11 protein-coding genes are annotated in these 14,467 nt (G+C 75.8%); 4 read left to right on the plus strand and 7 right to left on the minus strand.

Features of this window, described 5'->3' with window-relative positions; all coding sequences use genetic code 11:
• Positions 1–3 precede the first annotated feature (3 nt).
• Entirely contained in the window at positions 4–894 is an 891-nt protein-coding gene (locus RM844_RS25245; protein ID WP_311669679.1) for a helix-turn-helix transcriptional regulator, read from the minus strand.
• A gap of 187 nt (positions 895–1,081) precedes the next feature.
• On the opposite strand from RM844_RS25245, the gene RM844_RS25250 reads away from it, so the two are divergent.
• Positions 1,082–2,026: an SDR family oxidoreductase gene (locus RM844_RS25250; RefSeq protein ID WP_311669680.1), complete on the plus strand. Its 945-nt coding sequence runs from the start codon at positions 1,082–1,084 to the stop codon at positions 2,024–2,026.
• Here RM844_RS25250 and RM844_RS25255 read toward each other — a convergent pair.
• Together RM844_RS25255 and RM844_RS25260 are read right to left on the minus strand one after the other, a co-directional pair.
• Entirely contained in the window at positions 1,998–2,201 is a 204-nt protein-coding gene (locus tag RM844_RS25255) for a hypothetical protein (RefSeq protein WP_311669681.1), read from the minus strand. The genes RM844_RS25250 and RM844_RS25255 overlap by 29 nt on opposite strands.
• A gap of 269 nt (positions 2,202–2,470) precedes the next feature.
• Entirely contained in the window at positions 2,471–3,388 is a 918-nt protein-coding gene (locus RM844_RS25260; RefSeq protein WP_311669682.1) for a helix-turn-helix transcriptional regulator, read from the minus strand.
• Positions 3,389–3,553: 165 nt separating this feature from the next.
• Here RM844_RS25260 and RM844_RS25265 point away from each other — a divergent pair, with 165 nt between their 5' ends.
• Both RM844_RS25265 and RM844_RS25270 read left to right on the plus strand, forming a co-directional pair.
• Positions 3,554–4,333 (plus strand): NAD(P)H-dependent oxidoreductase, encoded by a 780-nt coding sequence (locus tag RM844_RS25265; RefSeq protein ID WP_311669683.1) that lies wholly within the window; start codon positions 3,554–3,556, stop codon positions 4,331–4,333.
• A 404-nt stretch (positions 4,334–4,737) separates the two neighbouring features.
• The gene (locus RM844_RS25270; protein ID WP_311669684.1) at positions 4,738–5,925 is read left to right on the plus strand and encodes a macrolide family glycosyltransferase; all 1,188 of its coding nucleotides are present in this window, start codon (positions 4,738–4,740) and stop codon (positions 5,923–5,925) included.
• Between the two features lie 76 nt (positions 5,926–6,001).
• Here RM844_RS25270 and RM844_RS25275 read toward each other — a convergent pair whose 3' ends face one another.
• Both RM844_RS25275 and RM844_RS25280 read right to left on the minus strand, forming a co-directional pair.
• Complete coding sequence (locus RM844_RS25275; RefSeq protein WP_311669685.1) at positions 6,002–7,072, minus strand: hypothetical protein; 1,071 nt, start codon at positions 7,070–7,072, stop codon at positions 6,002–6,004.
• A gap of 1,061 nt (positions 7,073–8,133) precedes the next feature.
• Entirely contained in the window at positions 8,134–10,350 is a 2,217-nt protein-coding gene (locus tag RM844_RS25280; protein ID WP_311669686.1) for a bifunctional serine/threonine-protein kinase/ABC transporter substrate-binding protein, read from the minus strand.
• 241 nt (positions 10,351–10,591) lie between these two features.
• Here RM844_RS25280 and RM844_RS25285 point away from each other — a divergent pair, with 241 nt between their 5' ends.
• A complete protein-coding gene (locus RM844_RS25285) occupies positions 10,592–11,632 on the plus strand; it encodes an aminotransferase class V-fold PLP-dependent enzyme (RefSeq protein ID WP_311669687.1) in 1,041 nt (346 codons plus the stop codon).
• A 614-nt stretch (positions 11,633–12,246) separates the two neighbouring features.
• Here RM844_RS25285 and RM844_RS25290 read toward each other — a convergent pair.
• Entirely contained in the window at positions 12,247–12,969 is a 723-nt protein-coding gene (locus RM844_RS25290; protein WP_311669688.1) for an endonuclease V, read from the minus strand.
• A gap of 27 nt (positions 12,970–12,996) precedes the next feature.
• Positions 12,997–14,448, minus strand: coding sequence for a glycine hydroxymethyltransferase (locus tag RM844_RS25295; protein WP_311669689.1), 1,452 nt, complete (start codon positions 14,446–14,448; stop codon positions 12,997–12,999).
• Between the last annotated feature and the right edge of the window lie 19 nt (positions 14,449–14,467).

A 14,467-nucleotide genomic window follows, 5' to 3' on the forward strand; every position in this document is an offset into this window, starting at 1 on the left:
GGCTCAGCCGAGCGCCCCCGCCCCCGTCCCGCTCTCCGTGCCGCCCAGCTCCGTGCCCAGCTCCCCGGCGCCCAGCACGGAGAGCAGCCGCAGCCTCTCGTAACTCTCGCTGCCGGGCACGGCGGTGTAGACCAGCAGCAGGTGCGACTGCTGCGGGTCGAGCAGCCGCTGGCAGTGCAGCTCCAGCGGCCCGACCGCCGGATGGACGAAGTTCTTCACCTCGTGCGGCCGGACACCGATCTCGTGCTCCTCCCACACCCGGCGGAACTCCTCGCTGCGCTCCGACAGCAGCTCCACGTACCGGGCCGCGCGGGACTCGGGCCCGCGCAGCGCCACCACCCCACGCAGGTTCGAGGCGAACATCCGGCTGAGGAACGCGTGATCCTCCGGGGCGTAGAGCCGCCGGGTGGTCGGATCGGTGAACCACCGGTAGCCGATACTGCGCGCCGGGCCGCGGAACCGGGTCAGGTCACCGGTCAGCGCCACGCCGAGCGGGGTCTGCCGCAGCGTCTCCCCCAGCTCGCTGACGATCTCCGCCGGGGTGTCGTGCAGCCGGTCCAGGATGCGCAGCAGGCCGGGGCTGACGTGCTCGCTGGCGGCGCCCCGCGCGGGCGGGTGGTGCCCGGCCAGCCGGAACAGGTGGTCGCGCTCGTCGAGCGAGAGGTGCAGCCCCTGCGCGATGGACGCGACCATCTGCTCGGACGGCTGCGGGCCACGCTCCCGCTCCAGCCGGGCGTAGTAGTCGGTCGACATGTGGCAGAGCCCGGCGACCTCCTCCCGCCGCAGCCCGCTCGTCCGGCGCCGCAGCCCACGCGGCAACCCGACGTCCTCGGGCTGCAACGCCTCCCGCCGGCGCCGCAGGAACTCCGCAAGACCGGTCCGGTCAATCACCATCCACGCCTCCTCGGACGCTTCCTTTCTACCGCGTTCCGCGGACCGTTCGTGACGGCCAGCCACGGATCGACAGTCCCCCTCTGGCGGCTTGCTCCGCCCGCCACGGCGGTCAAGGCTTTTCACGACATCGCCGCCGCATCCGACGCGCCCAGCGCGGCGCGGCCCCAGAACCGCCAGGAGTGGACCCATGGCACGCACCCCCATCGACATCACCGTCCCCGACCTGTCCGGCCGACGCGCCGTGGTCACCGGGGGGAGCGACGGCATCGGGCTCGGCATCGCCACCCGGCTCGCGGCGGCCGGCGCCGAGGTGCTGCTGCCGGTGCGCAACCCGCGGAAGGGCGAGGCCGCGATCGAAGCGATCCGCCGCGAGGCGCCCGACGCGCGGGTCTCGCTCCGGGAGCTGGACCTGTCCTCGCTCGACTCCGTCGCCGCCCTCGGCAGGACCCTGGCCGAGGAGGACCGGCCGATCCACCTCCTGGTCAACAACGCCGGCGTGATGACCCCGCCCAGCCGGCAGACCACCGCCGACGGCTTCGAGCTGCAGTTCGGCACCAACCACCTCGGCCACGTCGCCCTGGTGGGCCACCTGCTGCCGCTGCTGCGCGCCGGCAGGGCCCGGGTGACCTCGCAGGTCAGCATCGCCGCCGCCCGCGGCGGCATCAACTGGGACGACCTGAACTGGGAACGCTCCTACGACGGCATGAAGGCCTACCGCCAGTCCAAGATCGCGTTCGGCCTCTTCGCCCTCGAACTCGACCGCCGCAGCCAGGCGGGCGGTTGGGGCGTCACCAGCAACCTCTCCCACCCCGGCGTCGCGCCGACCAGCCTGCTCGCCGCCCGCCCCGAGGTGGGCCGCGCCAAGGACACCGCGGGCCGGCGCCTGATCCGGGTGCTGTCCGAGCGGGGCGTCGTCGTCGGCACCGTGCTGACCGCCGGGCTGCCCGCGCTGTACGCGGCCACCTCGCCCGAGGCCGAGCGGGGCGGCTTCTACGGCCCGAGCGGCGTCGGCCACCTGGGGGGCCGGCCCGACACCCAGAAGCTCTACCCTCCGCTGCGCGACGCCGAGGAGGCGCAGCGCGTGTGGCGGTCCGCCCAGGACCTCACCCGGGTCCCGTTCCCCCCGGACTGACCGCCCGCTCCGGGCCCGCCGGCTCGAACCAGCGCACCGGGTGCCCGGAGGCGTCGGTGGTCAGCCACGTCCCGTCGCCGAGCGGCCGGCGGTCGTAGGGGTGCGCCGCGTGCGCGTCGAACGCGCCGAGCACCCGGCCGGAGCCGGCGGCCACCCGGTAGTGGCGCCGAACCACTCCTCGCCGTCCTCGGTCTCGCCGGCGACGGTGACGACGACGGTGTCCCGGTACAGGTAGCCGCCGCTCCCACTCAGCTGGGCCTCCTCCGGGTCGTGCCCGAAGGCGTCGAGGGTGAGGGGGCGCGTCACCTCGCCCGCCGGGCAGGTGTGCGGGGCGAGGTCGGCCCGGCCGTGATCGACCGTCAGGAAGTGGCGGCTGTCGGGCGCCAGACCGACGAGACACCGGTCGTGCCACGGGTAGCGCCCACGCTCCCTATGCGCGGCAGGCTAGCCGCCGCCAGGTCCGGCCAAGTCGCCGTCCCCCGCCGTCGGTTGCCCGGCGGGGGCGGTCGCGGGCCGCTCGCCGGGCCGGGCGCGGGGCGCGGCCGGCGGGTCGTTGGCCTCGGCGGCCAGGCCGGCGAGGAGCCGGAGACCGTCCTCGGCGGCGCTGCCGGGGGCCGCCGACAGGACCAGCAGCTCCATGCCCGAGTCGTCCGGCAGCGCGAAGTTCTCCTGGTGCAGCTCCAGCAGCCCGACCAGCGGGTGCCGGAACACCTTGCGGCCGTGCGTGCGGGCCCGCACGTCCGCGCGGGCCCACAGCCGCCGGAACCGCTCGCTGCCCATCGCCAACTCGCCTATCAGCGAAGCCAGTCGAGGGTCCCCCGGGTACTTGCCCGCAGCCAGCCGCAGGTGCCCGACCACATCCAGGGTGCAGGTCTCCCAGTCCGCGTAGAGACCGCGGTCGGCCTCCTCGATGAAGATGTGCCGCGCCGTGTTCAGGCCCCGCGTCGGCCGGCCGTAGAGCGGCCCGGCCAGCCGGTTCGCGGCGAGCACGTCCATCCGGTGGTCCATGATCAGCGCGGGCGCCTCGGTGACCAGATCGAGCACGCGCCGCAGCTCCGGCCGGACCCGCCCGCCCGGCGCGCTCGGCCGGCGCCGGCGCTGCCTGGCCAGCCGGTGCAGATGCCCGCGTTCGGTCTCGTCGAGGCCGAGGACCCGGGCGAGGGCGTCCAGCACGTGCTCGGACGGCTGGGTCGCCCGGCCCTGCTCAAGCCGCACGTAGTAGTCGACGCTGACGCCGGACAGGTGCGCGACCTCCTCGCGGCGCAGCCCCTCGACCCGGCGGCGGCTGTCCCTGGGGATGCCGACGGAGACCGGGTCGACCCGGGAGCGCCGGGTGCGCAGGAAGCCCGCGAGATCGTCCACGTGCCCAGTATGGCTCCGGCGACCCGCCCGAAGGTGGCCCTGCCGATACCAGGAAGTCCGGACCTACGGAAGCGGCACCCCTGAACGCCGGGGGGCCGGGGCGCCCAGGATCGACGACACCCGACAGGCGAGCCCGACCCACGGGCCCCGAGCGCAGGAGTTCCCTTGAAGACGCTGATCGTGCACGCCCACCCGGAACCGCGGTCGCTCAACGGCTCGCTGACGGACCTCGCGGTGTCCACCCTGACGGACGCCGGGCACGAGGTGCGGGTCAGCGACCTGTACGCGATGAACTGGAAGGCCGCCGTGGACGCCGCCGACTACGGCCCGCACGCCTCGACCCCGCTGCGGCCGGTCCGCGACTCGGGCCGGGCCCTCGACGCCGGGGCGCTCACCCCGGACGTCCGCGCCGAACAGGAGAAGTTGCTGTGGGCCGACACCGTGATCTTCCAGTTCCCGCTGTGGTGGTACGCGATGCCCGCCATCCTCAAGGGCTGGGTGGACCGGGTGTTCACCTACCACTTCGCCTACGGCGTCGGCGAGCACACCGACACCCGGTACGGCGAGCGCTACGGCGAGGGCACCCTCGCGGGCCGCCGGGCCCTGCTGTCGGTGACCGTCGGCGGTCCCGAGCCGCACTACACGGCGCGCGGCATCAACGGCCCCATCGACGACCTGCTGTTCCCGATCCAGCACGGCATCCTCTTCTACCCGGGCCTGGAGGTGCTGCCGCCGTTCGTGCTGTTCGGCACCGACCGGATCACCGAGCGGGAGTACCCGGAGGTCGCCAAGGCCTGGGAGGCGCGGCTGCGCACCCTGGAGACGACCGAGCCGATCGCCTTCCGGCGGCAGAACTTCGGCGACTACGCGATCCCGTCGCTGCACCTGAGGGAGGGCCTGGAGCGGGCCGGCCGGAGCGGCTTCGGCCTGCACGTGCGGGACTGAACCGGCGCCGGCCGCCGCGCGGGCGGGCCGTGGGCCCGGCCGCCGGCGCACAACCTCGACGACGCGGCCCGGCCGAAGCCGGTCGGCGGGCGGCTCCGGCGGTCCGGCCCCGGGACGCGCCCCCGGTCGGCGGGCAGCCGTGGGACTGCGCTCCAACCACGGGCGGCACGGCCGGTGTTGGTCCAGGCGGGCGGCCGCGGCTCCGGCGGCCCCCGCCCCGGCCCTCGCCGCCGCCCCGCGGGCCGTTAGCATGGCGGCATGTTCTTCCAGCTCTACGGTTGACCGAGCGGGCCCAGGCCCCGCCCCCGTTTCCGCGCCGTCCGGCGCGCCCCCACCCGGCTCGGTGGGTGTGGCGCCCGGCCGCGCCCTGTTCCCGTGGAACTGACACCGAAAACGGAGCCCGCATGTCCTCCCGCCCCACGCGCCGCCGTGCCCACATCGCCATGGTCGGGGTCCCGCCCATCAGCCATGTCCTGCCCAGCCTGTCGATCATCCGGGAGCTGGCCGACCGCGGCCACCGGGTGACCTACGCCAACGACCCGGTGGTCGCCGACCGGATCGAGGCGGCCGGCGCCGAGTTCGTCCGCTGCGACTCCTCGCTGCCGGTCGCCGACAACCAGTGGCCGGACGACCCGATCGCCTCCATGCGGCTGTTCCTGGAGGACGCCATCGGCGCCCTGCCGCAGCTGCGCGCGCACTACGACCGCGACCCGGCCGACGTCTACCTCTACGACATCGGCGGCTACGCCGGCCGCGCGCTGGCCGAGGCGCACGGCCGGCCGCACCTCCAGATCTCCCCCACCTACGTGGCCTGGGACGGCTACGAGGAGGAGGTCATCACCCCGCTGATGAAGCTGCCGGGCGCGGACGCGTTCCGGGCCCGGTTCAGCGGCTGGCTCGCCGAGTGCGGGGCGAGCACCACCGACGGGCAGGCGTTCGCCGGCCGGCCGGCCAGGGCGCTGGCGCTGATCCCGCCGGACATGCAGCCGAACCTGGCCGGCGTGGACACCGAGCGGGTGACCTTCGTGGGGCCGTGCTTCGGCGACCGGGCCGGCCGGCAGGAGTGGCGGCGGCCGGCCGACGCCCGCCGGGTGCTGCTGATCTCGCTGGGCTCGGCGTTCACCCGGCAGGTCGGGTTCTACCGCAACTGCCTCGCCGCGTTCGGTGAGTTGCCGGACTGGCACGTGGTGCTGGGGATCGGCCGGCACACCGACCCGGCGGCGCTCGGCGAGGTGCCGGCCAACGTCGAGGTGCACGCCTGGGTGCCGCAGCTCTCGGTGCTGGAACAGGCCGACGCGTTCGTCACCCACGCCGGGATGGGCGGCTGCGCCGAGGGGCTGGCCAACGGGGTGCCGATGATCGCCGTGCCGCAGGCCGTCGACCAGTTCACCAACGCGGACCGGCTGGTCGAGCTGGGCGTCGCCCGGCGACTGGACACCGCGGAGGCCACCCCGGAACGGCTCCGGGAGGCGCTGCGCCTCCTGGTCAACGACCCGGTGGTGGCCCACCGTTCGGCGGAGCTGCGGGAGCGGACCCGGGCCGGCGGCGGCACGGCCGGCGCCGCCGACCTGATCGAGGCCGCCGCGGGCTGAGCGGCCCGGCCGCCGTGGCCCGTCCCCTCGCCGGGGTGCGGGGCCACGGCGGCCGGGGCCGGCCGGCCGTGCCGCGTCAGGGCGCGAGCGCCCCGACCCGGGCGAAGGGCACCGTGAACGTGTCGTAGTCCTCCTTCTCGTGCGAGGTGGAGGGGTCGGCGCCGTACGGGTCGAGGGCGTTGTCCAGGACCGCCGGATCGTGTGGCAGCGACTCGACGGCGGACTGCCCGAAGGTCGCCACCAGCAGCACGCCCAGCCCCTGATCCTCCAGCGACGCCCGCGTCAGCCCCAGTTCGGCTAGCGGGAGTTGGATCTCGTAGACGGTGTCCTGCGCCGGGTCGTGACCGGCCGTCAGCAGGTCCGTGTACAGGTCGGCGTCCAGCAGGTCGGCGGGCAGGTAGCCGGCGTGCCCGTTGTCCTCGATGCCCCACACCTCGTCGACGGTGAGTCCGTCGCCGTGGGCGTAGGCGATGCCGGCCTCGGCGAACTCGGTGTGGTTGGCCGGCTCGTGGTCGAACGCGCCCTCGGCGTTGAGCCGGAACAGCGCGGGCTCGCCGCGGCCCGGCACCGCCGAGAAGTTGGCCAGGTGGTCCACCTCGGCGTTGCCGAACTCGGTGCGCAGGTCCCACACCCCGTCCGGGCCCGCGCCGACCAGGCCGTCCGAGCCGGCGGCCGGGTCCACGTCGAGGGCGAGGGAGATCGGCAGGTCGACGGCGTAGGGCTTGCCGTTCCCCGACTGCGGGTAGTCCTGCGCCGGGTCGGCCACGTCGGTCACGTTGGTGTACTGCCACATCAGGTACAGGTGCTCGTCGTCCCAGGCGGCCGAGAGGCGGTACAGGTCGTGCACCGGCCCCTCGTGGCTGCCGCGGAAGATCCGCGCGTCGTCGTTGGCGACGCCCTGCGCGACGACCATCTCCTCGGTCCACTCGTCGGCCTCGCCGTCGACGGTGATGGCGGCCGGCACGCCGACCCCGCCGCCCGGGTTGGTGGCGTAGTACGGGCTGCCCTCGTCCGGCCCGGCGAGCGGCTCGGCGACCGCGCCGCCCGGCAGCAGTGTGCCGACCAGCCCGACGACCGGCAGCGCGAGCAACGCCCCCCGCCGGCCGATCCGACGACGAGCGGTGGGGTGTGGGGGATTCCAGCGCACAGCGGCTCCTTCGGCTTGCTACGGAAGGCCACACGCGCCAGCGGCCGCTCTGCAAGAAGATGCAGAAACTTGCGGCATCGTATGGGCGCCACGCCGCCCTGTAAACCGCCTGCGCAGCAGGAGAGTTGCCGCTACCTGGACGGGGGCGACGGCCGGCCGCCGCAACAACTTGCGGATGACGCACCGCTCGACGGCTATCCTCGCGACCGACCCGAACACCGAGTGCGTTCCGAGGAGATGAGTGCCCGCCAAGCCGACGCCGGATCCCGACCTGCTGGCCCTGCTCCGGCCATACACCGGCGCGGTGGTCGGTGTCACGCCGACCGAGCGCGGCTTCGGTTCTGACCTGACGGCCGTGGTGCACGGCGAGCGGGGGTCGTTCTTCGTCAAGGCCATGCGGAACAAGCCCGGCGGCCGACGGGACCAGATCTACCGGGAGAGGGCGATCAACCCCCACGTCAGAGACCTGGCCCCGACCCTGTTGTGGTCGGCCGAGAACGCCCGTTGGGTGGCGCTCGGATTCGAGCGGGTCGCGGCCCGCCCCGCGAACATCCTGCCGGGTTCGGCAGACCTGGCGACCGTCGTCGACCTGGTCAACGCCATCGGGGAGTTGGGCCTGCCCGAGCCGGCTCGGGCCTGGCGGGAGGATCGCTGGGACTGGTGGGCGGACGAGGGGGCCGCCGTGCTCTTCCGGGGCGACACGCTGCTGCACGCGGACATCAACGCCGGGAACCTGCTCGTCGGCGAGGCCCGCGGCTGGGTCGTCGACTGGGCCTGGCCGACCAGGGGGGCCGCTTTCATCGATCCGGCCATGCTGGTGACCCAGCTCATCGCCGCCGGGCACCCGCCGGAGCAGGCGGAGGGGTGGGCGGGGGGGGTGTCCGGCGTGGCGGGACGCCGACCCCGAGGCGATCGACGCCTGGGCGGTGGCCTACGCGCGCATGACCCGGGTACGGGCGCTGCGGAGGGCCGAGGAGCCGTGGATCGGTGCCATGGCCGACGCGATCGAGAGCTGGGCGCGCTACCGGGGGCGCGTGCACATCCTCTGAGCGCGGTCCCGGTCAGGCCGTTATCGGGCCCTGGAAGCGGAGTTCGCCGTGGTGGGCGCGGTAGAGGTAGGCGAGCGGGCCGTGGGCGGCGTAGTCGCCGGCCGAGTCGAAGGCCAGGTCCCTGGCCACGCCCCGGTACTGGCTGGCGCGCAGCCGGTCCAGCAGCACGCCCCTGGTCAGGCCCGCGCGCCGCTCCACCGTGTCGCGCATCGCGCTGACCAGCAGGTGGGTCGCGTCGTAGGCCTCGGCCGCGTACGGCTCCGGGTCCCAGCCGTAGCGGTCCCGGTGTGCCCGGCCGAAGCTCTGGGACCTGGCGTCGCGTCGGGGGTCGGTGTAGGTGGCCAGGAAGAACCAGTCGTCGGGCGGCCGACCGCTGTGCCGGAAGAAGGCGGGGCCGATGGCCCGTTCGGTGGCCAGACCGAGGCCGGCGTAGCCGGTGGTCCGCAGCGCGCCGGCCAGCCGGCCGGCCCCCTCGGCGTAGCCGCACCAGACCACCGCGTCCGCGCCCTCGGCGGTGAGATCGGCGGCCAGCTCGGTGAAGTCCGTGGTGTCCGCGTCCAGTTCACGGATGATCGGGTGGAAGCGCTCACGGTCCAGGGTGCCGTTGACGGCCCGGGCGGTCTGCCCGCTGTAGTCGCCGGCGGAGCGGTCGTCGAGGACGGCGATCCGTTCGGCGCCGTGGCCGGCGAGCACCACACCGGCCGCCAGCCCGGCCAGGGCGGTGTTGGGGCGGGCGTGCAGCAGGGTGGGGGCCAGCTCCCGGTCCCCCGGGCTGCCCACCGACAGGGCCAGCAGCGGCAGTTCGGCCGCGCCGCAGACCTGGCCGACGGCCGGCAGCGCCGCGTCGTCGGTCGGGCCGAGCACCGCCACCACGGCGGGGTCCTCGGCCAGCGCGCGGGCGGTGCTGGCGGCCAGCGCCGGGTCGCCCGCGTCGTCCCGCGCGGTGACGGCCAGCGTGAACGGGAGGTTGCCCAGCCGGTTCAGCTCGTCCACCGCCATGGTGAGCCCGCGCTGCTGCCCGTTCCCGACGGCGGCCCGCCGCCCGCTGAGGTCGGCGTGCAGCCCTATCGCGTAGCCGGGGCCCGGATCGCTGGCCACCCCCGGGGAGTTCGGGCCGGAGCGGATCAACAGCCCGCCGCCGACGCCGGCCACGGCCAGCACCCCGGCGCCACCCAGCAGCCGCAGCGCGCGGCGGCGGCCGGGCGGGTCGGGCGGCGCGGCGGCGCCGGCGGGGCGGTCGGGCCCGGCGCCTTCGGCTGCCGGCCCGTCGGCCGTGGGGCTGGCCTCGGCCGGGGGTAACTCGCCGACCGGGCCCAACACCCCGGCCGCCTCGGGGCGTTCGGCTGGCTCCCGGCCGGTGGCGGCGGCCAGGTCAGCCGGCGCCGGCTCGGGTAACGGCGCCGCGTACCGGGCGGCGATCTCGTGGGCCAGCGGCCCGGGCAGCCAGCCGGCGCCGACCGGCACGGTCAGCTCCCGGACCAGGTCGCCCGCCGACGGCCGGAGCAGCGGGTCCCGGCGCAGGCAGGCCGCCACCAGCTCCAGCAGCCCGCGGGGCACGTCGGCCAGGTCGGGCGGCTCGAACGCGGCACGCCGCAGCAGCTCGCGCGGCGGGCCGTCACCGAACGGGCCCCGGCCGGTGGCGGCGAAGGTCAACAGGCAGCCCAGAGCGAAGATGTCGCTGGGCGGGCCGACCGGGATGGCCCCGCCGACCGCCTGCTCGGGCGACAGGAACCCGGGCGGCCCGATGCGGGTGCCGGAGCCACCGAAGCCCGTCAACCTGGGGCCGTCCAGCGTGAGTTGGACCTGGCCCGGGCGGATGTCCCGATGGCAGAGCCCGGCGCCGTGCACGGCGAGCAGCGCCTCGGCCAGCAGCGCGCCCAGCGCGCCGACGGTGCGCGGGGGCAGCGCGCCGTGGGCGGCGACGGCCTCCGTCAGGGTGGGGCCGGGGACGAAGGGGTAGGCGGCCCAGATCGTGCCGCCCGCGGTGTCGGCGGCGGCCACCGTGACCAGCCGGCGGGCCGTCACCCGCCGGGCGGCGGCCACGTCCCGCTCGAAGCGGACCCGGAAGGCCCGGTCGGCGGCGTAGGCGGGGCGCACCACCTTGAGCGCGGCCGGCTCCCCGCGCAGCGAACGGGCCAGGTACACCACGCCGCTGCGGCCCTCGCCCAGCCGCCGCAGCACCAGATAGCCGCCGATCCTTCGAGGGTCGGCCGGCGTCAACTCCCGCATGACGACGGGGACTTCCTGGTTGGCGAGACGCTCGACACGGGCCCACCCGCGCCGCCCCCCGCTTCCACTCGCGGCACCGCACCCTCCCCGGGTTCCCTCGTGTCAGGCACCTTAGCGTGCTCCGCCGGGCACCGGGAGTGGTTCCGTCCGAGAGGTGATATCGAGGGCGAAAGGGGGGAATGGGGAGGCCGTGTGCGCCGGGGTGGTGCGCCGGCGCGCGCCGGCGGCGAGACTACCGGTCATGCTCTCTCACGCCGGCGCGGAGTTCCGCGCCATCCCCGGTTACCTCAACACCGCCGCCCAGGGCCTGCTGCCGGCCCGCACCCTGACCGCCCTGGAACAGGCGCTGGCCGGCCTGGCCACCGGAGAGCTGGAAGGCGTCGACTACGAGCGCGCGGTGGACGAGAGCCGGGCCGCGTTCGCCGCCCTGGTCTCGGTCGACCCGACGCGGGTGGCGCTCGGCGACACGGTCTCCCGGCATGTCGGGCTGGTCGCCGCCGCCCTCCCGGCGGGCAGCGAAGTGCTCTGCGCCGAGGGCGAGTTCAGCTCGGTGGTGACCGCATTCGCGCTCCGGCCCGAGCTGCGACTGCGGCAGGTGCCGCTGGCCGGCCTGGTCGACGCGGTCGGCCCGGGGACGGCGCTGGTGGCCGTCTCCTCCGTGCAGTCGGCGGACGGCGCCCGCGCCGACCTGGCCGGCTTGGCCGCGGCGGCCCGCGCGCACGGCGCGTTGACGCTGGTGGACACCACCCAGTCCACCGGCTGGCTGCCGCTGTCCGCCGACGCCTTCGACTTCACCGTGTGCAGCGCCTACAAGTGGCTGCTGTGCCCGCGGGGCACGGCCTTCCTGACCGTGCCGGCGGACGGCGGCGGACTGGTGCCGCCGGGCCCGGGCTGGGCCGCGGCGGCCCACCCGGACCGCGCGCTCTACGGCCCGATCACCGAACTGGCCCCGGACGCCCGCCGGTTCGACCCCAACCCGACGGTGCTCAACTTCGTGGCCGCCGCCCAGTCGCTGGCCCTGGTCCGGGAGTTGGGCCAGGACCGGATCGGCGCGCACGACCTGCGGCTGGCCGACCTGTTCCGACGCGGCCTGGCGGAACTGGGACTGACCCCGGTACCGGGCGACTCCCCCATAGTCTCGCTGCCGGAGACGGACCGGGCGGTGGCGGCGCTGACGGCCGCCGGCGTCCGCTTCAGCGCCCGGGCGGGCCGGCTGCGGTTCGCCTTCCACCTCTACAACACCGAGGACGACGTGGACCTCGCCCTCACCGCACTGGCCTGACCCGCCCCCGCCGGGCCAGGCCCCAACGGCGCCGCACCGGGCCACCGGCCGGGCCGGCCCCATCGGACCCCCACTGGTCACCGGCCGGGCGCGGGCTCGGCCGCCGGGCCACCGCCGGCTCCGGGACCACCGCACCCTGGCCACCGGACCACGGGCCCGGCGCGGGGCCGCCCCGGCCACGGGCCTCGCCGTCCCACCAGGCCTGCCCACCCCGCGCAGCCGCTGCCCCAACAGCTCGTCCCAGCCGGGTGCACGCAGCCCCGCCGGCCCCGGCCGAGACCTGGCCGGCCACCGGCTCGCTCCGCCCGCGACCTCACCTGGCGGCCGCCGGCCAGTTCAGGCCAGGCCGCACGGCACCGGCCACCGGCCGGGCCCGCCCACGCCGACCAGCCGACCGGCCGGCCGGCCCAGGTGAAGCCTCGCGGCACCGGCACCCGTTCCGCCCCAGCCGGCACCTCGCCGACCGCCGGCCGAGTCGGCTCGGGCCGGCCCAAACCCCGCCGCGGCGGCCCTCGTTCCGGCCCCCGGCCGGGGCCGCACCGGCCACCGGCCACCGGCCGAGCCGGCCCGGGCCAAGCCCCCGCCAGGGCCTGGCCCCGGCCCGGGCCCGTCGGTCAGGTCGCCGCGGCCAGCGCCTCGCGGCAGCGGCGGTCGGCGTGCCGGGTGGTCTCCGGGAGGCGGACGCCCCGGCTCAGGTGCAGCGCGTGGGCGCAGGCGTCGTCCAGGGTGGTGCGGTGGCCGGGCGAGACATAGACCGGCTTGACCGCGTCGCGGGTGCGCAGCGCCCGGCCGACCTCCGTCCCGTCGACCCGCAGCGGGGCCCACGCCCCGCGCCGCTCCGGGAGCGCCGGGTGGCGGCGGTCCGGCGGGGCCTGCCCGGCGGGGCCCGGCGGTGGGTTCTTGGCGACGCCGATGGTGGGCAGGTCGGTGAGCACCCCGAGGTGGCTGGCCAGGCCGAAGCGGCGCGGGTGCGCCAGCCCGTGCCCGTCGCAGACCACCAGGTCGGGGGTGAGGGACAGCTGGTCGAGGGCGGCGAGCACCGCGGGCAGCTCCCGGAAGGCCAGCAGCCCGGGCACGTAGGGGAAGGCGACCGGCCCCACGGTGGTGGCCTCGGCCACCACCGCCAGGCTGACCGCGTCCAGCGCCACCGCGGCGGCGGCGACCAGGTCGCGGTCGTCGTCGTAGGCCACGTCCACGCCGACCACCACCGTGCCGGGCGCCCCGGGCGCGGGGCCCGAGGAGTCCAGCACGGTGTGGTCGCGCAGGCGCAGCTGCTGGTCGGCGGCCTCGGCCTCGCTGGCCGGTGTGGTGTGCGGCCGGGCCAGCCGGATCGTCATCGCGTCAGCCGAGGGGGTGCCGACGGCTCAGCCGAGGTCGATCTCGGGGTAGAGCGGGTGCTTGCCCAGCAGGTCGGCGGCGCGCCCGGCGACCTCCTTGGCCACGCCGTCGGCCAGCACGTAGGTGGCCTTGGACGGCTTGCCGCTCTTGGCGGTGCCGGGGGTGGTGCGGCTGAGCACGCTGTCGATCAGCTCGGCGACCTCGTCCATCCCGTCGGTGGTCAGCCCGCGGGTGGTGAGCGCGGGGGTGCCCAGCCGGATGCCGGAGGTGTACCAGGCGCCGTTGGGGTCGCGCGGCACGGCGTTGCGGTTGGTGACGATGCCGGCGTCCAGCAGGGCGCTCTCGGCCTGCCGGCCGGTGAGGCCGTAGCCGGAGACGTCCAGCAGCACCAGGTGGTTGTCGGTGCCGCCGGTGACCAGCCGGGCGCCCCGGGTGGTCAGGCCCTCGGCCAGGGCGCGCGCGTTGTCCACCACCCGCTGGGCGTAGTCGCGGAACTCGGGCTGCCGGGCCTCGGCCAGGGCGACGGCCTTGGCGGCCATCACGTGCGGCAGCGGGCCGCCGAGCACCATCGGGCAGCCGCGGTCGACCTGGTCGGCCAGGGAGTCGTCGCACAGCACCATGCCGCCGCGCGGGCCGCGCAGCGACTTGTGGGTGGTGGTGGTGACGATCTGGGCGTGCGGCACCGGGTCGAAGTCGCCGGTGAGGACCTTGCCGGCGACCAGGCCGGCGAAGTGCGCCATGTCCACCATCAGCGTCGCGCCGACCTCGTCGGCGATCTCCCGCATGATGCGGAAGTTGACCCGGCGCGGGTAGGCGGAGTAGCCGGCGATCAGGATCAGCGGCCGGAACTCGCGGGCCGTGGCGCGCACCGCCTCGTAGTCCAGCAGCCCGGTCTCCGGGTCGGTGCCGTAGGAGCGCTGGTGGAACATCTTGCCGGAGATGTTGGGGCGGAAGCCGTGCGTGAGGTGGCCGCCGGCGTCCAGCGACATGCCGAGCATCCGCTGCTCGCCCAGCGCCTTGCGCAGCCGCTCCCAGTCCTCCTCGGTCAGGTCGTTGACCTGGCGCACGCCGGCCTCGGCGAGCGCCGGCAGCTCGACCCGCTGGGCGAGGACCGCCCAGAAGGCGACCAGGTTGGCGTCGATCCCGGAGTGCGGCTGCACGTAGGCGTGCTGCGCGCCGAACAGCTCCCTGGCGTGCTCGGCGGCGATGGCCTCCACGGTGTCCACGTTGCGGCAGCCGGCGTAGAACCGGCGCCCGATGGTGCCTTCGGCGTACTTGTCGCTGAACCAGTTCCCCATGGCGGCCAACACGGCCGGGGAGGCGTAGTTCTCACTGGCGATCAGCTTGAGCGAGGACCGCTGGTCCTCGATCTCGGCACCGATCGCGTCGGCGATCCTCGGCTCCACGCCACGCACCACGTCGAGGGCGGAGCGGAAGGCGACGGACTCGGTGGTGCGGGAGGTGTTCTCCGCGGTCACTTAGGGCCTCCTAGACAGA

Origin of the sequence: Streptomyces chisholmiae (genome assembly GCF_031845445.1) — a bacterium.
GTDB classification, from domain to species: domain Bacteria; phylum Actinomycetota; class Actinomycetes; order Streptomycetales; family Streptomycetaceae; genus Streptomyces; species Streptomyces chisholmiae.

Bases quoted from the DNA above. Each gene is read 5' to 3' on its own strand.
- RM844_RS25270 (WP_311669684.1), top strand. From the start codon at position 4,738: ATGTCCTCCCGCCCCACGCGCCGCCGTGCCCACATCGCCATGGTCGGG.
- RM844_RS25290 (WP_311669688.1), bottom strand. From the start codon at position 12,969: ATGACGATCCGGCTGGCCCGGCCGCACACCACACCGGCCAGCGAGGCC.
- RM844_RS25250 (WP_311669680.1), top strand. From the start codon at position 1,082: ATGGCACGCACCCCCATCGACATCACCGTCCCCGACCTGTCCGGCCGA.
- RM844_RS25245 (WP_311669679.1), bottom strand. From the start codon at position 894: ATGGTGATTGACCGGACCGGTCTTGCGGAGTTCCTGCGGCGCCGGCGG.
- RM844_RS25280 (WP_311669686.1), bottom strand. From the start codon at position 10,350: ATGCGGGAGTTGACGCCGGCCGACCCTCGAAGGATCGGCGGCTATCTG.
- RM844_RS25285 (WP_311669687.1), top strand. From the start codon at position 10,592: ATGCTCTCTCACGCCGGCGCGGAGTTCCGCGCCATCCCCGGTTACCTC.